Origin of the sequence: Streptomyces canus 299MFChir4.1, assembly GCF_000383615.1 — a bacterium.
In the GTDB taxonomy this organism is placed as follows: Bacteria; Actinomycetota; Actinomycetes; order Streptomycetales; family Streptomycetaceae; genus Streptomyces; species Streptomyces canus_C.
In genome coordinates this window covers 186,305-205,912 of the sequence record NZ_KB911583.1, presented here as the reverse complement: position 1 = coordinate 205,912, position 19,608 = coordinate 186,305, and the positions used below count along the sequence as shown (strand labels likewise).

The 19,608-nt window shown below is 72.1% G+C and carries 19 protein-coding genes; 4 read left to right on the top strand and 15 right to left on the bottom strand.

What is annotated here, in order from left to right:
* Window positions 1-439 precede the first annotated feature (439 nt).
* The 3 genes from H293_RS0104800 to H293_RS0104795 all read right to left on the bottom strand — a co-directional run bounded on the left by H293_RS0104800 (window position 440) and on the right by H293_RS0104795 (window position 3,353).
* Window positions 440-1,306 carry a glutathione S-transferase C-terminal domain-containing protein gene (locus H293_RS0104800; RefSeq protein ID WP_020116742.1) on the bottom strand — a complete coding sequence of 289 codons (867 nt, stop codon included), beginning with the start codon at window positions 1,304-1,306 and terminating at the stop codon, window positions 440-442.
* A gap of 99 nt (window positions 1,307-1,405) precedes the next feature.
* Window positions 1,406-1,528: a putative leader peptide gene (locus tag H293_RS61325; RefSeq protein WP_310591868.1), complete on the bottom strand. Its 123-nt coding sequence runs from the start codon at window positions 1,526-1,528 to the stop codon at window positions 1,406-1,408.
* Between the two features lie 112 nt (window positions 1,529-1,640).
* A complete protein-coding gene (locus H293_RS0104795) occupies window positions 1,641-3,353 on the bottom strand; it encodes an IlvD/Edd family dehydratase (RefSeq protein ID WP_020116741.1) in 1,713 nt (570 codons plus the stop codon).
* Between the two features lie 51 nt (window positions 3,354-3,404).
* On the opposite strand from H293_RS0104795, the gene H293_RS0104790 reads away from it, so the two are divergent.
* The 4 genes from H293_RS0104790 to H293_RS0104775 all read left to right on the top strand — a co-directional run bounded on the left by H293_RS0104790 (window position 3,405) and on the right by H293_RS0104775 (window position 6,749).
* Window positions 3,405-4,220 carry an IclR family transcriptional regulator gene (locus H293_RS0104790; RefSeq protein WP_028807561.1) on the top strand — a complete coding sequence of 272 codons (816 nt, stop codon included), beginning with the start codon at window positions 3,405-3,407 and terminating at the stop codon, window positions 4,218-4,220.
* A gap of 26 nt (window positions 4,221-4,246) precedes the next feature.
* Window positions 4,247-5,263: a zinc-dependent alcohol dehydrogenase gene (locus H293_RS0104785; RefSeq protein WP_028807560.1), complete on the top strand. Its 1,017-nt coding sequence runs from the start codon at window positions 4,247-4,249 to the stop codon at window positions 5,261-5,263.
* An 87-nt stretch (window positions 5,264-5,350) separates the two neighbouring features.
* Window positions 5,351-5,950, top strand: coding sequence for an acyltransferase (locus tag H293_RS0104780; protein WP_020116738.1), 600 nt, complete (start codon window positions 5,351-5,353; stop codon window positions 5,948-5,950).
* 124 nt (window positions 5,951-6,074) lie between these two features.
* A complete protein-coding gene (locus H293_RS0104775) occupies window positions 6,075-6,749 on the top strand; it encodes a phosphatase PAP2 family protein (protein ID WP_020116737.1) in 675 nt (224 codons plus the stop codon).
* Between the two features lie 7 nt (window positions 6,750-6,756).
* On the opposite strand, the gene H293_RS0104770 is transcribed toward H293_RS0104775, so the two are convergent.
* Genes H293_RS0104770 through H293_RS0104715 form a run of 12 tightly spaced genes read right to left on the bottom strand, consistent with a single transcriptional unit; the run spans window position 6,757 to window position 19,607 of the window.
* Window positions 6,757-8,082: a glutamate-1-semialdehyde 2,1-aminomutase gene (locus H293_RS0104770; RefSeq protein ID WP_020116736.1), complete on the bottom strand. Its 1,326-nt coding sequence runs from the start codon at window positions 8,080-8,082 to the stop codon at window positions 6,757-6,759.
* A gap of 7 nt (window positions 8,083-8,089) precedes the next feature.
* A complete protein-coding gene (gene rfbC, locus H293_RS0104765; protein WP_020116735.1) occupies window positions 8,090-8,641 on the bottom strand; it encodes a dTDP-4-dehydrorhamnose 3,5-epimerase in 552 nt (183 codons plus the stop codon).
* Complete coding sequence (locus H293_RS0104760) at window positions 8,638-9,870, bottom strand: polysaccharide pyruvyl transferase family protein (protein ID WP_020116734.1); 1,233 nt, start codon at window positions 9,868-9,870, stop codon at window positions 8,638-8,640. Before H293_RS0104760 ends, rfbC begins: the two co-directional genes overlap by 4 nt.
* On the bottom strand, window positions 9,867-10,814 hold the full coding sequence (locus tag H293_RS0104755) for a glycosyltransferase family 2 protein (protein ID WP_020116733.1): 948 nt from the start codon (window positions 10,812-10,814) through the stop codon (window positions 9,867-9,869). Before H293_RS0104755 ends, H293_RS0104760 begins: the two co-directional genes overlap by 4 nt.
* Complete coding sequence (locus H293_RS0104750) at window positions 10,811-12,118, bottom strand: MATE family efflux transporter (protein ID WP_020116732.1); 1,308 nt, start codon at window positions 12,116-12,118, stop codon at window positions 10,811-10,813. The genes H293_RS0104755 and H293_RS0104750 overlap by 4 nt, the downstream gene beginning before the upstream one ends.
* Window positions 12,115-13,413: a DUF4910 domain-containing protein gene (locus tag H293_RS0104745; RefSeq protein ID WP_033415260.1), complete on the bottom strand. Its 1,299-nt coding sequence runs from the start codon at window positions 13,411-13,413 to the stop codon at window positions 12,115-12,117. The genes H293_RS0104750 and H293_RS0104745 overlap by 4 nt, the downstream gene beginning before the upstream one ends.
* Complete coding sequence (locus H293_RS0104740; RefSeq protein ID WP_020116730.1) at window positions 13,410-14,435, bottom strand: NAD-dependent epimerase/dehydratase family protein; 1,026 nt, start codon at window positions 14,433-14,435, stop codon at window positions 13,410-13,412. Before H293_RS0104740 ends, H293_RS0104745 begins: the two co-directional genes overlap by 4 nt.
* Window positions 14,436-14,439: 4 nt before the next feature.
* Window positions 14,440-15,087 (bottom strand): PIG-L deacetylase family protein, encoded by a 648-nt coding sequence (locus H293_RS0104735; RefSeq protein ID WP_020116729.1) that lies wholly within the window; start codon window positions 15,085-15,087, stop codon window positions 14,440-14,442.
* Window positions 15,084-15,878, bottom strand: coding sequence for a sugar phosphate nucleotidyltransferase (locus tag H293_RS0104730; RefSeq protein ID WP_020116728.1), 795 nt, complete (start codon window positions 15,876-15,878; stop codon window positions 15,084-15,086). The genes H293_RS0104735 and H293_RS0104730 overlap by 4 nt, the downstream gene beginning before the upstream one ends.
* On the bottom strand, window positions 15,875-17,134 hold the full coding sequence (locus tag H293_RS0104725; protein WP_028807558.1) for a class I SAM-dependent methyltransferase: 1,260 nt from the start codon (window positions 17,132-17,134) through the stop codon (window positions 15,875-15,877). Before H293_RS0104725 ends, H293_RS0104730 begins: the two co-directional genes overlap by 4 nt.
* Entirely contained in the window at window positions 17,131-18,372 is a 1,242-nt protein-coding gene (locus H293_RS0104720) for a glycosyltransferase (RefSeq protein ID WP_028807557.1), read from the bottom strand. Before H293_RS0104720 ends, H293_RS0104725 begins: the two co-directional genes overlap by 4 nt.
* Before the next feature lie 2 nt (window positions 18,373-18,374).
* The gene (locus H293_RS0104715; RefSeq protein WP_020116725.1) at window positions 18,375-19,607 is read right to left on the bottom strand and encodes a membrane protein; all 1,233 of its coding nucleotides are present in this window, start codon (window positions 19,605-19,607) and stop codon (window positions 18,375-18,377) included.
* Window position 19,608: the final 1 nt, after the last annotated feature.

Here is a 19,608-nt window from a genome sequence, read left to right as displayed (position 1 = left end):
AGGGGGCTCCGGCGGGAGTCGGGATACCCCTGGGACACGGCGGACACGGCGTACTACAGACGCGGGACGTGACGCACGGGAACCGGGGCGGGGCGGGCGACGGCACACCGCGAGCGCGGTGTTCGTCAGGAACGCGGGGGCTGCGGAGGCGGTACGTCAGCCTCGACAGCGGGCACGGCCCGGTGCGGTACACAGTGCGCTGCTCACGCGGAGCAGGTCGACGGCCCGGTCGGCGACGAGCGAGTCGCCGTACGGCCGAACGCAGCCCGGAGAACGGCGGGCGGCCGTCCTGGGAGCTGCGTACATGTCGGTCACCGTCGCTGTTCTCGGGGGTCTCGCGGGACCCTTGTGGACCTGTGGCTGCAACAGGCCCTGGTGGGACCCGTAGTTAAGGCAGTCGTCCGAACCGGTGTCAATGCCGGTCCATCAGATGGAACGCTCAGGACGTGCGGGCGGTGTGCGCGGCCCAGTCCAGAATCTGTACGGCGGCCCCGGCGGCCTCCAGACCGCGGCAGTGGGCGTGGTGCCGGCGGGCGATGCCGTCGAGGTCGAGGTGGGTGCCGAAGGCCGGGTGGGCGGTCAGGCGGCGGGCGTAGGCCCACAGGGTGGGGTGGTCGGCGATGCGCTGCACCGCGCCGGCGTCGAGGTGGTCGCGGTGCACGGTGTCGAGTTGCACCAGCGCGACCCACAACTCGACGTCGGCGGCGGTGAGGTGATCCCTGATCAGATACGAGCGTCCCACCAGCCAGCGCTCCAGTGAGCCCAGGGTGTCCAGCAGCCGTTCCAGGGCGGCGGCCCGGTCCACGTCGCCGCCGCCCGCCGAACCGGCCTGCTGCGCGGCCTCGGCGATGGCCCGGCCCATCCGCTCGGCGGCCTCGGTCTCCGACTCCGCTCCGCAGGGGTACAGCGCCGGACGGCCGCCGCCGAAGTGCCGGGCGAGGTCGCGGGTGATGTCGGCGGCGTGGGTGCTGACGATCCGTCCCGACCAGTCGTCGCTGAGCACCGGCGCGACGGCCGCGCCGGAGTACCGGTGCGCGCTGGCCTCGTACAGCGGGCGCAGCGCGGAATGCCCGCCGTCCGGACAGTCGGGGACCGGGTCCAGGAAGGTCACGGGACAGACGTCGTCGAGGCCGAGCAGACTGTGCGCGACGGCGATGCGCAGACCGTCCGCACAGGCGGCGGTCAGGTGGAGCCGGTAGCGGCGCGGCACGGCGTAGTGCCCGCTGCGCGCGTCCTGTCCGATGCGGCCCCGGAACGCGGGGACGGGGTGGGTGGCGGGGACATGGGCGAGCGATGTGACGGACATGGGTCTCCCCGGGGTGTCGGTGCGCAGACGTACGCGCGGCGGAAGCGTCGTCGGGCCGGAAGCGAGGGGCAGGACAGGAGGGGGCGGCCGTGGCCGGGCTCAGCCCAGGGGCCTGATCGCGCTGCAGACGCGCTGCAGGTCGATATGCCGGCGGGAGGTCAGAAGAGGCGAAGGCCGCGGTGTACGGCTCTCTCGGCCGACGGCCGGTTCCACGCGCCCCATGTTTCCCTACCTGTTCACTAGGATTCCCATCTGGAGTGTCGATCGCGTCCGGGCGCACGTCAAGGGGGCGTCCACGGGATGGGCAGGGCGGAGCGGGACACCGCCGCCCTGGTCAGTGCGACTCGCGGCTGACCTCCGAGCCGCTGGAACCGACGAGGAAGTCCAGGTCCGCGCCCTTGTCGGCCTGTTGGACGTGGTCCACGTACAGCCGCTCCCAGCCCCGCCTCGGGTTGGCGAAGCCCTCGACGGTGGCCGCGTTCGGGGTGCGGGCGGCGAGTTCGTCGGCGGGCACCTCCAGGTCGATGCGGCGGGCCTCGACGTCGAGGCTGATGACATCACCGGTCCGCACGAGGGCGAGCGGGCCGCCCGCCGCCGCCTCCGGTGCCACGTGCAGGACGACCGTGCCGTACGCGGTGCCGCTCATCCGGCCGTCGCAGACGCGGACCATGTCCCGCACGCCCTGCTCCAGCAGCTTGGTGGGCAGCGGCATGTTGGCGACCTCGGGCATGCCCGGATAGCCCTGCGGGCCGCAGCCGCGCAGGACCAGGACGGAGTCGGCGTCTACGTCCAGGTCCGGGTCGTCGACGCGGGCATGGAAGTCCTCGATGCTGTCGAAGACGACCGCCCGGCCCCGGTGGCGCAGCAGATGCGCCGAGGCGGCCGCGGGTTTGATCAGGGCCCCGTCGGGGGCGAGGCTGCCGCGCAGGACGGCGATGCCGCCCTCCTCGACGAGCGGGCGGGCCCGGGTCCTGATCACCTCGGCGTCCCAGATCGGGGCGTCGGCGAGGTGGTCCACCAGGGGCCTCCCCGTCACGGCGAGCGCGTCGGGGTCCAGGAGGTCGGCGACCTCGCGCAGCACGGCGAGCAGGCCGCCGGCCCGGTGGAAGTCCTCCATGAGGAAGCGTCCGGCGGGCTGCAGGTCCACCAGGACCGGCACCCGGGAGCCGATGCGGTCGAAGTCGTCCAGGGTCAGTTCGATGCCCAACCGGCCCGCGATGGCGAGGAGATGGACGACCGCGTTGGTGGAGCCGCCGATCGCGGCCAGCGCCACGATCGCGTTGTGGAAGGACCCCTTGGTCAGGAAGGTGCTCGGGCGGCGGTCGGCGGCCACCAGCTCCACCGCGAGCCGGCCGGTGCCGTGCGCGGCCTCCAGCAGCCTGCTGTCCGGCGCCGGGGTACCGGCCACCCCGGGGACGACCGTGCCCAGCGCCTCGGCGACCAGCGCCATGGTGGAGGCGGTCCCCATGGTGTTGCAGTGCCCGCGGCTGCGGATCATCGACGACTCGGAGCGGGTGAACTGCTCCTGGGACAGGGTCCCGGCGCGGACCTCCTCCGACAGCCGCCACACGTCCGTGCCGCAGCCCAGCGGGGTGCCGCGGAAGGTGCCGGTCAGCATGGGCCCGCCGGGCACGACCACGGCGGGCAGGTCCACGGAGGCGGCGGCCATCAGCAGCGAGGGGATCGTCTTGTCGCAGCCGCCCAGCAGGACCACGCCGTCCAGGGGGTTGGCGCGCAGCATCTCCTCCGTGGCCATCGCCGCCATGTTGCGCCAGAGCATCGCCGTGGGCCGCACGTTGGTCTCGCCCAGCGACACCACGGGCAGGTCGAGAGGGACGCCGCCCGCCTCGTGGACGCCGTCGCGCACGGACCTGGCCACCTCGTCCAGGTGGGCGTTGCACGGGGTGAGGTCGGAGGCGGTGTTGGCGATGGCGATCTGGGGCCGGCCGGTGAAGGCGTCGGCGGGGGCGCCCCGGCGCATCCAGGCCCGGTGGATGTAGGCGTTGCGGTCCTGTCCCGCGTACCACTGCGCGCTGCGAAGGTTCATCGCTGGGGCTCTTTCCGGTATTCGGTACGGCGGTCTACTATCCGGAACGCGATGCAGCATACGCAGCGACTCCCCACTTCGACAGCCCCCGTCACGGACCGCGCGGAGGGCGATCGTCTGGTGGGGTCGGACCGGGTGCTCGCCGTGCTCAAGGAGCTGGCCCGGCATCCGGACGGCGTGGCGCTCGACGAGCTCACCCGGACGATCGGCAGCCCCAAGCCGACCGTGCACCGGGCCCTGGCCGCCTTGCGCCGGGCCGGTCTGGCCGGTCAGGACCCGGGCGGGCGCTATCTGCTCGGCGACGAGTTCCTGCGGATGGCCTTCGCCCATCACGAGGCCCGCCCCGAACACGTGCGGGTGCGGCCGCTGTTGGAGGAGCTGGCCGCCCGGTTCGGCGAGACGGCCCACTACGCCGTCCTGGACGGCCGCGAGGTCGTCTACCGTGCCAAGGTCGACCCTCCCACCGGTGCCGTGCGGCTGACCTCCACGGTCGGCGGCCGCAACCCCGCCCACGCGACCGGCGTCGGAAAGGTGCTGCTCGCCCACGAGTTGGGCACCCTCGACGCCGTACGGCGATGGATCGGCGAGGTGCCCCCGGCCCGCCCGACGCCCCGAACCCTGTGCACGGCCGAGGAGTTGCACCGCGAGCTGCGGGCCACGCGCGAGCGGGGCTACGCCCTGGACGACCAGGAGAACGAGCCCGGCGTCAACTGCCTCGCCCTGCCCGTGTACGGGACGTCGCTCACGGCCCCGTCCGGGGCGGTGAGCGTCAGCGCCCTGGCGTACCGGACTCCCGTGCGAACGCTGGTCGAGGCCGTGGAGGAGATCCGTGACGCCCTCGGACCCCTGAAGGAGCCTCTCCGGTGAACGTCCCCTCGGCAGCGGGGCGGCGGATGCGCGCCTTCGTCCTGACCTCCCCCGGCGAGTTCGCGGTCCGGGAGGTGCCCGCGCCGGTCGCCGCTCCCGGTGAGGTCGTCGTCGACGTCGAGCGGGTCGGCGTGTGCGGCACCGATCTGGAGTTCTTCACCGGTGCCATGACCTATCTGCACCAGGGACACGCCGGCTATCCGATGCGGCTGGGCCACGAGTGGGCGGGCCGGGTGCGTGCGGTGGGTGCCGGGGTCGCACCCGGGTGGGTCGGGCGCCGGGTCATGGGTGACACGATGCTCGGCTGCGGGTCCTGCCGACGCTGCCGGCGCGGACTGCAGCATGTGTGCGAGAAGCGGGAGGAGGTGGGCATCCGGGGCGGCCGCGCGGGCGCCCTGGCCGAACAACTCGCCGTCCCGACAAGCTCGTTGCACGCGCTCCCCGACTCGGTGGACGCGGTGCTCGGCGCCCTCGTCGAGCCGGGCGGCAACGCCCTGCGGGCCGCGCGGGCCACCGGAGCGGGGCCCGGCGACCGGGTCCTGGTGCTGGGGCCGGGCACCATCGGCCTGCTGGTCGCGCTGTTCGTCCGGGCCGCCGGGGCGGAGGTCCACCTGATGGGCGCCACCGAGAACTCCCTCGCCTTCGCGCGCTCACTGGGCTTCCCGCACGCCTGGCGCGAGGACACGCTGCCTGACCTGCCGTTCGACGCGGTCGTCGACGCCACCAACGCGGTCCATCTGCCCGCGCTGGCCCAGGAACTGGTCGAACCTGGCGGGCGGCTCGTGTACATCGGGCTGGCCGGCGAGCCCAGCAGGATCGACACCCGCGCGCTCGTCCTCAAGGACGTGACGGCGGTCGGCGTCCTGTCGGCCTCCCCCGGGCTCGACGCCACCATCAAGGCGTACGCCGAGCAGGTCGTCGACCCGAGGCCGCTCGTGGCCGCGACCGTCGCGCTGGACGCGATCGGACCCGTACTCGCGGGGGAACGTCCGCCCGGGGCCGGTCCGGGGCCGAAGATCCACGTCGACCCCCGCCCGGTCTGAGACGCGGTGGTCAGACTCGGTCCGTCAGCGACACCGTGGACACGTTCGACGATCGGACATCCTCGACGCAACGAAGGGTTCAGCCCGGTGGACTTCAAGGTGCGGCCGACCGCCCAGGTCGACGGGACGGCGGCGATCGGCGCGGGGACGACGGTCTGGGATCTGGCCCAGATCCGCGAGGACGCCCGGCTGGGCAGCGGGTGCGTCGTCGGCCGGGGCGCCTACGTCGGCCCGGGAGTGCGGATCGGCGACAACGTGAAGCTCCAGAACTACGCGCTGGTCTACGAACCCGCCGTGCTCGGCGACGGGGTGTTCGTCGGCCCGGCCGCGGTCCTCACCAACGACTGCTTCCCCCGCTCGGTCGACCCGGAGGGCAGGCTCAAACGCGGCGGCGACTGGGAGGCCGTGGCGGTGGAGGTGGCCGAAGGGGCGTCCCTCGGCGCCCGTTCGGTGTGTGTGGCCCCGGTGCGGATCGGCCGCTGGGCACTGGTCGCGGCGGGCGCCGTGGTGACCGAGGACGTCCCGGACTTCGCGTTGGTGGCCGGTGTTCCCGCGCGGCGGATCGGCTGGGTCGGCCGGGTCGGCGTGCGGCTGGTCCGGCGGGACGGCGAGCCCGACGGCTGGGAGTGCCCGGAGTCGGGTGCGCTGTACGACGAGAGGGACGGTCACCTCGTCGAGCGCGCATGACGCCCAGTGGTGATGTTGCCGATGTCACGGACCGGCCACGGCTGCCCGCACCTTCCGATAACGTGTCGTCCGTGCTCACGGCGGACAAGAAAGGCATCGCAAATCGACCGAACACGGTGGGAGGGTGACCGGCCGGCCGACGACCGCGGTGCTGCCCTCGCCGCTGCGCGCGCGGCTCGGGCTGGTCGCGGTCCTCGCCGCGCTGGTGGTCGCCGGGCTCGCTGTCCTGTATGCCGGCCACAGCCGACCCGGTGCGGTGGACAGCTGGATCGTCCCGCCGACGGCGGACAGCGTACGGCCGCCGTTGCGGTACGCCGCTGAGACCCTGGACTTCCTCGGGGAACCCGCGGGATCGGCCATGGTGGTCCTAGCGGCCGTGACGGGCTGCCTGCTGCTGGGGCGTCCTCGCGCGGGCGTCCTCATGGTGGCCGGCGCCGGCCTCGCCGTGGGAACGGCGACGCTGCTCAAGCACCTGGTGGGACGCACCATCCACGGCCCCGACAACCTGTCCTACCCGAGCGGCCACACCGCCTTCTTCACGGCGCTCGCCTTCGCCGCGGCGCTGCTCGCGACCGACCGGCTCGGCCTCGGCGTCACGGCCGGCACGTCACTCGTGCTCGCCGCGGCGCTGGTCGCCGGCGCCACGATGGGATGGGCGCAGGTCGCCCTGGGCGCGCACTATCCGACCGACGTCCTCGGCGGCTGGTGCACCGCGCTGGCGGTGACACCGGCGACATCCTGGCTGGTCGACCGGATCGCCGACCGGTTGGCCGACGCCGGTCCGCGGGCGCGCCACTGACGTCTCCTCACGCCAGGCGACGGAACACGGGCTTCACCGGTCGTCCGCCCACCCAGGGCGTGGGGTCGGCGGCGTCCAGTGCCTTCCGGTACACCGCACAGGCCTGGGCCACCACGTCGACGGTGTGATCGATGTCGGCGTCGCTGAGCGCGCTGCTCACCACGAACGACGGGGCCAGCACCCCGCCCGCGAGGAGCCGGCGCAGGAACAGGGTGCGGTACTCCTGCGACGGCTGCCCGTTCTCGTCGAGGGTGGCGAAGACCAGGTTGCTGGCCCGGCCCCGGACGACGACGTGCTCGCCCACGCCCATGCCGGCCGCCGCGTCGCGGACACCGGCGGCCAGCCGCTCGCCGAGGGCGTGCAGCCGCGCGGTGACGCCCTCCTCGGTGTAGACGGTCTGCACGGCCATCGCGGCGGCCAGGGAATGCGTCTCGGCGCCGTGCGTGGTGGACAGCAGGAACACCCGTTCGCCGGAGTGGCGCAGCCCGCCCCGTTCCATCAGCTCGCGCCGCCCGGCCAGTGCGGAGACGGCGAATCCGTTGCCCAGCGCCTTGCCGAACGTGGAGAGGTCGGGGACCACGCCGTACAGCCCCTGGGCGCCCGCCTCGGACCAGCGGAAGCCGGTGATCATCTCGTCGAAGATCAGGACGCAGCCGTGCCGGTCGGCCAGTTCGCGCAGGCCGGCGAGATACCCGGGCGGCGGCTCGGTGTGGGTGGCGGGTTCGAGGATCAGACAGGCGACCTCGTCCTGGTACCGGGTGAGCAGCTCCTCCGTGGCGGCCAGATCCCCGTAGGGGAACGCCACGGTGAGCTCGTTGGTCGCCGACGGAATGCCGGCGGACATCGGTGTGGTGCCGATGAACCAGTCGTCGGTGGAGAAGAACGGATGGTCGGCGCAGAGGGCCACCCGCGGGCGCCCGGTGGCGGCGCGGGCGAGGCGTACCGCGGCGGTGGTGGCGTCGGAACCGTTCTTCGCGAACTTCACCATCTCGGCGGTCGGCACCGTGGCGAGGAATCGTTCCGCGGCTTCGGCCTCCACGATGGACGGCCGGACGAAGTTGCTGCCGCGGTCGATCTCCCGCCGCACCGCCTCCGTGACCCGTGGGTGGGCGTGTCCGAGGCTGACCGACCGCAGGCCGGAGCCGTACTCGATGTACCGGTTGCCGTCGACGTCCCACACGTGGGCTCCGCGGCCGTGGCTGATGACCGGGGCCAGGTCCTCGGGGTACTGGTCGTCACCCTTGGCGTAGGTGTGGGCGCCGCCGGGGATCAGGGCGTGCAGCCGTTCGTTGGCCGCACGCGACCGGGGCAGTTGGAATTCTTCGCTGTGCAAGCCGACTTCACCTTTCCGTGTGCTTGAGGACCTCGGCGAGGCTCGGTGCCTCCCGGTCCCGCTGGGACATCGATGTGACCGGCAGCGGCCAGGGAATGGCGAGTTCCGGGTCGTCGAAGGCGATCGTCACGTCCTCGGACGGATCGTGCTCACGGTCGATACGGTAAGAGGTATCTGCGATTTCGGTAAGAGCCTGGAAGCCGTGGGCGCATCCCGCCGGGATGTACACCGTCTTCTGCGTCTCGCCCGACAGCTCGAAGAAGGCCCGGTTCCGGTACGTCGGCGAGTCCGGCCGCAGGTCCACGACGACGTCGAAGATCTGCCCGTACGAGCACCGCACCAGCTTGGCCTCGCCGGCGCCGGAGCGCAGGTGCAGGCCGCGCAGCACGCCCCGGACCGAGCGGGACACGCTGTCCTGGACGAAGGCGTGCGGGTCGAGGCCCACCGAGCGGACCACGTCGACGTCGAAGGTGCGGCAGAAGAAGCCTCGTTCGTCGGAGTGCGGTGTCGGCTCGAACAGGTACGCGCCGGCGATCTCCGGGACTTCGGTCGCTTTCATCGGGCCTTCCGCGGGACGTGGGCGTGGGAGTTCGCCGGGAACAGGGTCGTGGTCAAGGCGGTGAACTGCTGGGCGAGTTGCTCTGCGGCGACCCGGTTTCGCTCGGCGAGAGTCCGCCGTACCTCCACCGCGTGCTTCTCCAGGTCCCGGAACTGTTGGAGCAGCCGGTCGGCGTCGACCTCGCGTGCCGGGTGGCAGTACGCGCCGAGGCCCATCCGGTGCATGAGCGCATCGCTCTTCGCCGCATAAGACAGGGCGAGCACGGGCGTTCCGGTCTTCAGCGCGCAGATCAGGTTGTGGTAGCGGACGGCCACCACGGTGTCGGCGGCCGCCATCTCGTTCATCAGGTCGGCCAGTGAGGCCGGTTCGGCCGCGGTGACCAGCGGTGAGTCCACGGCGTCGAGGATCGCGGCGACCACCGACAGATCGCACTGGTCGCCGGTGAGCAGCCGGACCGGTCTGCCCTCCTCGACCAGCGCGCGGACGAACGTGATCGTCCCGTCGAGGTAGCGCCGGTATATCTCCTCGGCCCGGGCGCGGTCGTCGTTGCCGCCGTGGAAGTCCATGACGCCGAGGCAGACGGGACCCGGTGTGCCGACGGGCGCGCCGGCCTGCGGCGCCGGCAGGGCGAACGCGAGGTCGGGGTAGATCTCGTCGCGCGAGGTGTCCACGCCCATCGCGCGCATCGCGTCGCGGGACTGCTCGTCCCGGTAGGACCGGTACGCGGCGAGCCGTGCCGACCAGCGCACCAGGGCCCGGGTCGGCCGGCTCCTGATCCCGGCGGCGCCGACGCTGACCAGCGCGACCCTGGTGCCCAGCAGCCGTCCGCTCGCGCAGAGCAGGAACAGCGAGTACGGGAAGCCCCACGGCCGCAGCGGCAGGGTGGCCTCAAGCACGCCCATGCCCGGCACGATCACCACGTCGTGCCGGCGTACCCAGGCGGCGGTGCGGTAGGCGTCGACGAGTTTGCCGAGTCCCTTCGACACGATCGCGCTCGCCCGGGACGCGGTCCGGTACTCCGCGCGGTTCCAGTGCATCCGTGTCGCGGGGATCCCGAACGTGGCCGTCACCGCCTCGGGGCCGCCGCACAGCGCGTCCACGCTCGCGTCCGGATGCTCGGCTCGGAGGTAGCCGAGGACGGCTTCCAGCGACCCGTCGTTGCCGAGGTTGCCGGAGCCGAGCAGGCCGAACACCCCGACGCGTACCGGGGTTTCGTCCGCCGATGTCATGCCCGCCTCTCCTCTCGGCCGGCGACGAGGTCGTCCACGGAGACGGTCAGCTTGGCCGGGTCGACCGGGGCGCGGTCCTCGACCCGCTCGCCGGCGCCGGGCCGGGCCCGGCTGGTCATCCAGGCGGCAAGATGGCGGTAGCACTCGCGCCGGTCGGCCGGGGACAGCGGGGCCCGGTGGATCGCCGAGACGAAGCCCCAGACGTACTCGGCGAGCAGCCGGGGCGTCGGGTGCAGCAGGCCGGCCCGGCGCGGGTCCAGGTTGACGCACCGGGACCGCTTGGACGGGTTCGCCCGCTCGGCACGGGTGGGGTGGTCGCGGCGGAAGTACAGGAGCTCCGGCACCTGGTGGAAGCGTCCGTGGAGGGCGATCTCGGCGACGTACGTGCGGTCCGCGTGGTGGTAGCTGTCCATCGGCTTCACCCGGCGCAGCGCGTCGGTCCGCATCACCCCGTAGAAGTCGTCGCCACCGGGCTCGAACAGCAGACTGCGGAAGCGGTCCGGTGCGTGCGGCGAGTCGGTGGCCAGCGTGTAGTCGTAGGGGACCTTCACCTGGCCGTCGCCGTCGATGACCGCCTGGTCGGTGTGGGCGAGGATCACGTCCGGCCGCTCGTCCAGGGCCTCGATGCAGCGCCGCAGCAGGTCGCGGCCGTAGAGGTCGTCGTGCGAGGCCCACTTGAACAATTCGCCGCGGGCCTCGTCGAGCACACGGTTGTGGTTCGGTGTGGCGCCGATGTTCCGGGGCAGCCGCAGATACCGGATGCGAGAGTCCTGCGCGAGGTACTTGCGGCAGATCTCCTCGGTCCCGTCGGTCGAGGCGTTGTCGGAGATGACCAGTTCGAAGTCCTCGTAGGTCTGGCCGAGCAGCGCGTCGAGCGACTCGGCCAGGTACTCCTCGCCGTTGTACACGGGCAGGCCGATGCTCAGCCTGGGTCGGTCGGTCATGAGGTCCTCACTTCGGGAACGGAGTCGTGGTGGCGTTCGCGCAGGGCGGACCGCAGCTGGAGCCACCACACGGCCGAGCCGCTGACGGTCGCGGCGGCGACGCCCCAGGCGGAGCCGACCGTGCCGGCCAGGGCCGCCCCACCGAGCCCGCCGCCGACATAGAAGGCGGAGGCGAACAGCTGGCAGCGCAGGCTGCGCCGGGCGGCGCCGAGAGCGCGCAGTCCGGCCGCCGCGCCGGTGCCGAGGCCCGCGCCCGCGACGCTGAAGGTGATCGGCAGGATGAGATGCGAGGAGGAGTGCCAGACGCTACCGAGCAGCAGGTCGCCGAGCCGGTTCGGCAGCAGCAGCAACGAGCCGCCCCACAGCAGGGCGGCGACGGCCTGTCCGCCGCCCAGCAGGAGACAGAACGTGCCCAGGCGGTGCGGGGACTGCCGCAGCACCCGTGCCGCCTCCGGGACGGTGACCAGCGACAGTCCCATCAGTACGGCGAGGAAGGGGCCCATCAACAGCTCCGCGCCCCGTACCGCCCCCACCGCGCCCAGACCGACGATCGCGCCGAGACCGTAGGCCCGCAGCTGACTCGCGCCGCTGAGGCTGACGTTCTCGACCAGGTACCGGTAGCCGAGGTCGCGCTGCTCACCCAGCCATCCGCGCGCCTTCGCCATCCGGGGCCGGATGCCGGACTGATAGCAGCCGTACGCGGCGGCCACCGCGGCGGACGCGCCCCAGGCCAGCACGAAGGCACCCACGGTGTCCACGTGGGCCGCCGCCACCATCGCCGGGACGAGCGCCACGCACCACACCACGTCGTTGACGAAGGCCTTGCGCCCGTTGCCCGCGGCGAAGAACGAGAACCGCCAGGCGTCCTGGAGCAGCAGCCCCGGCAGCATGACGCCCAAACAGAGGAACGCGGACCCCAACCGGCCGCCGAGACCCGCTCCGGCCACCAGGGACACCACACCCACGGCGCCACCGACCGTGAGTGCCGTACCCGTCGAACGGGCCACCGCCCCCCGCCAGGTCGCCTCCGGCACACCGCTGAAACGCACCACGAGCGGGTCGGTGGACAGGCCGCGCGAGACGTTCAGCACCACGCCGTAGGTGACCCAGGCCAGGCTGAACACGCCGAACGCGGTCACCCCCAGCGAGCGGGCCACGTAGATGCCCACCGCGAAGTTGGAGATGCTGGAGGCCGCCTGGTCGGCCAGTCCCCAGGACAGCCGGCCGAGGAGGGCCCGTTTGGCGGATCCGGCCCGTGGCGCCGCTGTCGGCGGATTCTCCCCCTCGACGGGCATCGACGTCATGTCTTGATCAGTCCTGCCTCGTGCAGTGCGCCGGCCGCGCCGGCGACGGTGTCGAAGGGCAGCCCGGACCGCTCGGCGACGTCCAGCAGATCGTGCTCTCCGTCGGAGATGTTGAGCACCCAGAGCATGGCCATCTGGGCCTGCTTGGTGTCGCTGCGGCCGCCGAGCGCGTCGTACAACCCCCGTCGGCCCAGCTGCGGTTCGCCGTAGGGGCTGAGGTTGAGGTACCGCCGGTTGCGGTCGAGGACGGCGAACGCCTCGCGGCAGACCGCGAGGGTGTCGGCCATCGCCTCCGGGGAGACGAAGTCCAGGTTGTCCGCCGAGGTGTGGTACTCGGGGTAGCCCGCGTACGGGGTCCGGGTGAGCGAGCCGACGCCGAGGTCGAAGCCGGGCGAGCAGTACTGCCGCTCGTCGTAGCCGTACGGAGTGAACTCGACGACGCCGTGCGGGCGTTCGGAATCGGTCAGCACATGCCGCATCACCCGGTCGATCTCCGCGTCGCCGCGCCTGCTCTGCTTGTACGTCAGTCGGCCCCGGTCGCCGGCGCAGGCCAGCACGACGCCGTGCTTGACCCGTTCCACCCGCTCCCTGTTGCGGGCCAGCCACGTGATCGCGCCGATGGTGCCGGGCGCGAAGATGAAGCGGTAGGTGTAGTACGGCGTCCGCTCCGCCAGCTCCCGCGCCAGGAACGTCGCCACCGCCACGCCGGCCATGTTGTCGTTGGCCAGCGAAGGGTGGCAGACGTGGCAGGAGACGATCACCTCGTCGGGGACCTGCCCGGGGACCACGTGCTCGGCGTAGGTGAGATGACCGTCGGCGAGCGTGGAGTCGATGCGCACCTCGTACTCGCCGTCCGGCATCGCGTCCAGGGTGTCCTGGGCCAGGCAGAACCCCCACTCCGGCTTGTAGTAGCTGGTGCGGTACGGCACCCAGGACGGGTGGTCCGGCAGCGTGTGCAGGTGTGCGCGCAGTTCGGCCAGCGGCATGGTCCGCGCCACCGGCACGCTGTAGCCGAGCACGTGCAGGCTGGACGCGGCGAAGTCGACGACCCGGTTGCCGGCGGGGTCGGCGATGTACGCGTCCCGGATGTTCCACTCCTGCGGCACCGTCCAGTCGAGCACCTGCGTCCCGGTCGGCACCTCGTGGACCTGAAGCGGAATGTACTCACCGACGATGTCCAGGGTGGCGCGCACCCCGTCGCCGGTGATGCTGCGGCACAACGGGTACAGCCGCTCCACCAGCGCGTGCATCTCGTCGCCGGCCGAGGTCGTCGGCTGTTCGCCGTCCGCGGTCATCCGCGCCACCGCAGGGTGTCGTCGACGGTGCCGGCGTCGGACGCCGCGCGCAGCACGGCCAGGCGGGTGAAGCGCTGGTCGAAGGCCTCCTTGGTCAGCCCGAACTTCTGGTAGGCGTCGGCGAGTTCGAGGGCGCCGCGCTTGACCGTCCACTCGATGTCGAAGCCGGGGATCGCGGCGCGGAACCGGGAGAAGTCCACGCGGTAGGACCGCGGGTCGGCCCCGTTCTCCCCGGTGATCCTCACCTTGGAGCCGGGCACCGCCTCGGCGACCTGCTCGGCGATCTCGGCGACCGTGACGTTGTTGATCTCGCTGCCGATGTTGAACGCCCGGTCGTGCACCGCTTCCCGCGGCGCGGTCAGCGCGGCGGTGAAGGCCCGCGCGATGTCGACGGCGTGCACCAGCGGGCGCCAGGGTGTGCCGTCGGACATCACCAGTACCTCGCCGGACAGCAGCGCGTGGCCCACCAGGTTGTTCAGCACGATGTCGGCGCGCAGCCGGGGCGAGAAACCGAAGGCCGTGGCGTTGCGCATGAACACCGGGGTGAAGTCGCCGTCGGCCAGCTCGTGCAGGTCGTCCTCGACCCGCACCTTGGACTCCGCGTACGGCGTCACCGGGCGCAGCGGGGCGTCCTCGCCCACCAGGTCCTCGCCGCCGGCGGCGCCGTACACCGAGCAGGTCGACGCGTACAGGAAGCGCCCCACTCCGGCGTCACGGGCCAGCCGGGCGAGGTGTACCGACGCGTGGTGGTTGATGTCGTAGGTGAGTTCCGGTGCCAGTGATCCCAGCGGGTCGTTGGAGAGCGCGGCCAGGTGGATGACGGCGTCGACCCCGGCCACGTGTTCGGCCGTGACGTCGCGCAGGTCCACCCGGTGCCCCGGCGGGTCCGCGGGTGTCTCGCCGAGGACGGAGTCGGCGAACAGGCCGGCGTCGAGGCCGACGACCTCGTGCCCGGCGGCGGCGAGGACCGGGGCCATGACGGTTCCCAGGTAGCCCTGGTGTCCGGTGAGCAGTACGCGCATGGGTTCAACCCCCCAGGTTGAGCGTGAGTTTGGTGACGGCGAACGCTTCGGCGTATCGCTCGTGGCATTCGATGCCGCGGATTCGCGCGAGGCCGAGGAAGGCCTCCCGGTCGTACCAGGGCCGGTGCCGCTGCGAGGCGTAGTGCTCCTGCAGCAGCCGCACCTTCTGTTCGGCGATCTCCGTCGACAGAGGCTGGTACGCCGCCATGCGGCCGAGGTCGCCGTCCCACTTGACGATCTCGTAGCCGAGCACGAGGTGGTCGCGGAAGGCGGTGGGTATCAGCTGCGCCAGGCCGCGGTGGTCCTGGTGGGCGTCGTCGGTGCGCGGGGCGAGGATCAGGTCCGGGTCGGTCTGCGCGCGCAGTTCCTCGACCGCGGCCTTGGCCTCGTCCCAGTGCACGGGCAGTCGGCCGTCCGGAAGCTTGTGCACGGTCAGCCGCAGGTCGGCGCCGGGGCAGAAGGCGGCGAGCGCGGCCTCCTCCTCCTGCTCCCGCTCGCCGCCACCGCCGGAGAGCACCAGTGCGTCGACGCGGATGCCCGGCCGCGCACGGCACAGCGTCAGCAGCGTGCCGCCTGCGCCGATGGCGATGTCGTCGCAGTGCGCGCCCACCGCGACGATCCGGTCCGGGCGCCCGGCCGCGAGCCGGATCACGCTCCCACCCCGGCGTTGTCGCGTTCCCACACGGCCCACGGGCGCTCGCCCCGGGCGTATGCCTCGTCGAGCGCGGCGCGCTCCTTCACGGTGTCGGTCGGCTTCCAGAAGCCGCGGTGCTGGTGGGCCACCAGGCGGCCCTGCTTCGCGAGCTGGCCGCAGCCGTCGGCCACCAGGTCACCGTTCTCCGGTATGTGGTCGAAGACCTCCTGGCGGAGCACGAAGTAGCCGCCGTTCTCCCACAGCGGCATGTCGCTCACCGCGGTGATACCCCCCACCAGGCCGTCCTCGCCCAACTCCACGCAGTGGAAGGAGGATTGGGGCGGCACCACCATCATCGACGCACCGGCGTCGCGCTGCGCGAACTTCTCGATCATCTCGGGCAGCGGGGCGTCGGTGAGCACGTCGGCGTAGTTGGCGAGGAACATCTCGTCGCCGTCCAGGTGGTGCCGGACCCGGCGCAGCCGCTCCCCGATCGGTGACTCGATGCCGGTCTGCGCGAACGTGATCGTCCAGTCGGCTATGTCGGTGGACAGCAGCTCGGTCTGTCCCTTGCGCAGCACGAAGTCGTTGGACGTCGTCTCCTCGTAGTTGAGGAAGAAGTCCTTGATGTGGTGGGCCCCGTACCCGAGGCACAGGATGAACTCCGTGTGCCCGAAGTGCGCGTAGTAGCGCATGACGTGCCAGATCAGCGGTCTGGGGCCGACCATCGCCATCGGCTTGGGCACGTCGTCGGAGGTTCCGTTGCGCATCCGCATGCCGTAACCGCCGCAGAACAGAACGACCTTCATGCTGTGACCTTTCGCGACGCGACCTCGACGATGCTCATTTCCGGGATGGGAAAGACCAGCCGGCCGCCCCAGTCGTGCACGAAGGACAGCTGCTCGACCAGCTCGGCCCGCAGGTTCCATGGGAGGACGAGCACGTAGTCCGGCTTGTCGGCGGCTATCTGTTCGGGCGCCAGGATCGGGATACGGGTGCCCGGCGTGAACCTGCCGTGCTTGTAGGGGTTGCGGTCGACCGTGTACGCGAGCAGGTCGGGCCGGATGCCGCAGTGGTTGAGCAGGGTGTTGCCCTTGCCCGGGGCGCCGTAGCCGACGACCGTCTCGCCGCGCTCGGCCGCCTCGATGAGGAACTTCAGGAGGTCCCGGCGCACCTTGGCCACCCGGGCGGAGAACTCGGCGTACCCGGACAGCTCCTGCAACCCGGCGGCCTTCTCCCGGGCCAGCACGTCGGCCACCTGCTGCGACGGCTCGCCGGCCACCTCGGCCGGCCGGGCCCACAGCCGGATGGAGCCGCCGTGCGTGGGCAGCAACTCGACGTCCACGAGCGTCAGTCCGCCGCTCGCGAGGGCCCGGATCGCGGAGGCGACCGTGTAGTACTGGAAGTGCTCGTGGTAGATCGTGTCGTACTGGTTCTCCTCGATCAGGGTCAGCAGGTGCTGCACCTCGATGGAGACCCAGCCGTCGTCGGCGACGAGGGCGCGCAGGCCCTGGGTGAAGCCGACCACGTCCGGGATGTGCGCGTACACGTTGTTGGCCACGACCAGGTTCGCCGGGCCGTGCTCGGCGCGGACGGCCGAGCCGGTGTCCGGGCTCAGGAACTCCGTGAGCGTGGGCACGCCCGCGTCGCGCGCCGCGGCGCCGACGTTCACCGAGGGCTCGATGCCGAGGCAGCGGATCCCCCGGTCCACCACGTGCTTCAGCAGGTACCCGTCGTTGCTCGCGACCTCGACCACGAAGGCGTCGGAGCCCTCGGCGCCGAGACCCACGCGCGCCACGGCGTCGGCGACGAACGTGCGCGCGTGCTCCACCCAGGAGGTCGAGAACGAGGAGAAGTACGCGTACTCCTTGAACGTCTCCTCCGGCGTGATCAGCGGTGGGATCTGCGCGAGCCAGCAGTCGGTGCAGACCCGCAGGTGCAGCGGGTACGCGGGCTCCGGCTGGTCGAGTTGGTCCGCGGCGAGAAAGCTCTCGCACGGTGGCGTCGCCCCGAGGTCGACGACGCTCGCCATCGCCTCCGAGCCGCACAGTCGGCATCGTGTCATCTGTTGTCCCCATCCCCCCTGCTCGCGCGGGTGTCCCCGCCGCGAGTCCGTGCTGACCGCCCCGCGATCACGGAGCGGTACTCGTCAACCAGACGGTCAAGGCCGACCGTCGGGCTGAAACCCTTTTCGTAACGGCGCCGGGCCGCCTCGCCCATCTCCCGGTTGCCGGCCGGCTCGCCCGCGATCCGGCGTATGCAGGACGAGAGCGAGGCGGACTCGCCCGGCTCGTGCAGCAGCCCGGTCACCCCGTCCTCGACGAGTTCGACGAAGGCGCCGTGCCCGGCCGCGACGACCGGTACCCCGGCCGCCATCGCCTCCACGACCACCAGGCCGAACGCCTCCAGCCACGTCGAGGGAGCCACCACGGCGACCGACCGCGCGATGGCCTTCTGGCACTCCGCCGTGTCGTACAGGCCGACGTACCGCACGTCGTCCCGGCCCGCCGCCCAGGCGGTGACCGCTGCCTCCAGTGGTCCCGTGCCGGCGATCACGAGCGGTACTCCCACACCGCCGCTCGCCGCGATCTCGTCCCACGCGGCCATGAGCAGCCGTACGCCCTTGGCCTCCGCGAGCCGGCCGAGATAGAGCACATGCTCGCCGGCGTCCGTTCGGCGCGCGTCCGGGTCGGGCACGAAGTTGTGCTTCACCGCCAGCCGTTCGGCCGGCATCCCGGCACCCACGAGGACGTCACGCTGCGCCGCGGAGATGCAGAAGAAGCGCTCCACGCCGGACCACCACCGCCGCCGGTTGGCCGACAGGCTGACCGCGAGCGGCACGGTCGCGAGGCGGGAGTCGCGGTAGCAGCCGTGCCGGACGGCGGGCAGTGGCGTCGACCCGACGCAGTCGGTGCACGGCCGGCCGTCCCGCTGCAGGGTGCCGGGCGGGCAGACCTGGGTGTAGTTGTGCAGCGTCGCCACGGCGGGCACGCCGGCGTCGGCGCAGGCGGCGAGCACCGCGGGCGACAGGAGCGGGAAGACGTTGTGCACGTGGACGATGTCCGGCCGCTCGGTGCGGAGCCGGGTGGCGAGTTCGGTGCGGACCGCCGGGTTCCACGGCACCCGCAGGGGCACCGCGACCTTGGCGAGGAGGGACATGGCGCCGATGTCGTCGCTGCGCCGCTCGAACGTCTCGACCCGGTGGCCGCCCTCGCGCAGCAGCTCCACCTCCTGGTCGACGACCTTGTTCTCGCCGCTCGGCTGCGCCGAGCCGTAACGGTTGTGCACCACGAGGATGTGCATGCTCACCTCACCTCCGATCTCTTGGCCCAGCGCGGGACGCGTTGTCGGGGGACGACGGGCGTCGCGAGGGGGCCGGCCGCGGCAGGTGCCGCCAACAGCGAGACGGCCAGGGCCAGATGCAGCAGATACGGCGAGGCGTCGCCGAGACCGGCCTCGGTGTACGACGCGATCGCGCAGTAGCTGATCAGGAAGATCGCGCAGGCCCGCTGCAGCGACGGTGGCCGCAGCAGCGCGACGCCGCCCAGCACGATGATGATCGCCGCGACGAGGGTGACGCCGATCAGGCCCTGCTCGTTGTAGACGGCCAGCCAGCTGTTGTCGATCGGCAGACCGCCGAACGACTTGTCGCCCAGACCCACGCCGAACCACTTCTCCCCGGTCGACCGGGGCGCGGCCAGCAGGGCGTCCCAGACCTTGGCGCGACCGGTGAGGCTGGAGAAGTTGTCCTTGCTCTGGCCGCGCAGGAACCACGCCTGCAGTGCGCCGGCGAATCCCACCGCGGCCACCGTGGCGCACACCACCGCCCAGGTGAAGAAGCGGCGGGCCGCGGCGCTGGTGAGCAGGAGCGAGCCGATCGCCAGCACCAGCCCGAGGAGCAGGCCGAGCGTAGCCGTCCGGGTATGGGTCAGGGCGAGCAGGACGAGGGACGGCACGATGACCACCGCCGCGCTGGTCCTGTCGGTCCGGCCACCCAGGAGGAGCAGCACGGTGAGCCCGATGATCACCGCGGCGTACTGGCCGATCTGCGGCGGGGTGAGCGGCCACAGCGCGCCGACCAGCCGCCCGCCGTAGAGCTCGGGCAGGGCCGCGCCCGGTGAGACGACCAGGCCGAGGGCCACCGATCCGAGCACCGCGTAGTACATCCGGATGTGGTGCCGTACGAACGTCAGGCTGCCGTCCCACCAGCGGCTGAGCAGCCACAGCGTGCCGACGAAGAGCGCCAGTCTGAAGCAGCGGAACAGCGCGCCGAACCCGGACTCCAGGTGAGCACTGGAGATCACGCTCGTCACCAGCAGCAGGGTCAGCAGGAACACGTACGCGCCGGCTCGGATGCGCAGCCGGGCATTGACCGCGAGTGCCAGCGTGAACGCGAGAACCAGCGCGCCCATGGTGACCATCTGGATGAGGGAGCGGGGCAACGGGACGATGGTCTTCGCCCCGGCGGAGCCGAGCGTGTTGAGGACCAGCAGCCCCCAGACCACCCCGACGATCTTCGGCGTGCGCTCTGCCTCCATC

Bases quoted from the DNA above. Each gene is read 5' to 3' on its own strand.
- H293_RS0104800 (WP_020116742.1), bottom strand. From the start codon at position 1,306: ATGTCCGTCACATCGCTCGCCCATGTCCCCGCCACCCACCCCGTCCCC.
- H293_RS61325 (WP_310591868.1), bottom strand. From the start codon at position 1,528: ATGGGGCGCGTGGAACCGGCCGTCGGCCGAGAGAGCCGTACACCGCGG.
- H293_RS0104795 (WP_020116741.1), bottom strand. From the start codon at position 3,353: ATGAACCTTCGCAGCGCGCAGTGGTACGCGGGACAGGACCGCAACGCC.
- H293_RS0104790 (WP_028807561.1), top strand. From the start codon at position 3,405: ATGCAGCATACGCAGCGACTCCCCACTTCGACAGCCCCCGTCACGGAC.
- H293_RS0104785 (WP_028807560.1), top strand. From the start codon at position 4,247: ATGCGCGCCTTCGTCCTGACCTCCCCCGGCGAGTTCGCGGTCCGGGAG.
- rfbC (WP_020116735.1), bottom strand. From the start codon at position 8,641: ATGAAAGCGACCGAAGTCCCGGAGATCGCCGGCGCGTACCTGTTCGAG.
- H293_RS0104760 (WP_020116734.1), bottom strand. From the start codon at position 9,870: ATGACATCGGCGGACGAAACCCCGGTACGCGTCGGGGTGTTCGGCCTG.
- H293_RS0104755 (WP_020116733.1), bottom strand. From the start codon at position 10,814: ATGACCGACCGACCCAGGCTGAGCATCGGCCTGCCCGTGTACAACGGC.
- H293_RS0104750 (WP_020116732.1), bottom strand. From the start codon at position 12,118: ATGACGTCGATGCCCGTCGAGGGGGAGAATCCGCCGACAGCGGCGCCA.
- H293_RS0104745 (WP_033415260.1), bottom strand. From the start codon at position 13,413: ATGACCGCGGACGGCGAACAGCCGACGACCTCGGCCGGCGACGAGATG.
- H293_RS0104740 (WP_020116730.1), bottom strand. From the start codon at position 14,435: ATGCGCGTACTGCTCACCGGACACCAGGGCTACCTGGGAACCGTCATG.
- H293_RS0104730 (WP_020116728.1), bottom strand. From the start codon at position 15,878: ATGAAGGTCGTTCTGTTCTGCGGCGGTTACGGCATGCGGATGCGCAAC.
- H293_RS0104725 (WP_028807558.1), bottom strand. From the start codon at position 17,134: ATGACACGATGCCGACTGTGCGGCTCGGAGGCGATGGCGAGCGTCGTC.
- H293_RS0104720 (WP_028807557.1), bottom strand. From the start codon at position 18,372: ATGCACATCCTCGTGGTGCACAACCGTTACGGCTCGGCGCAGCCGAGC.
- H293_RS0104715 (WP_020116725.1), bottom strand. From the start codon at position 19,607: ATGGAGGCAGAGCGCACGCCGAAGATCGTCGGGGTGGTCTGGGGGCTG.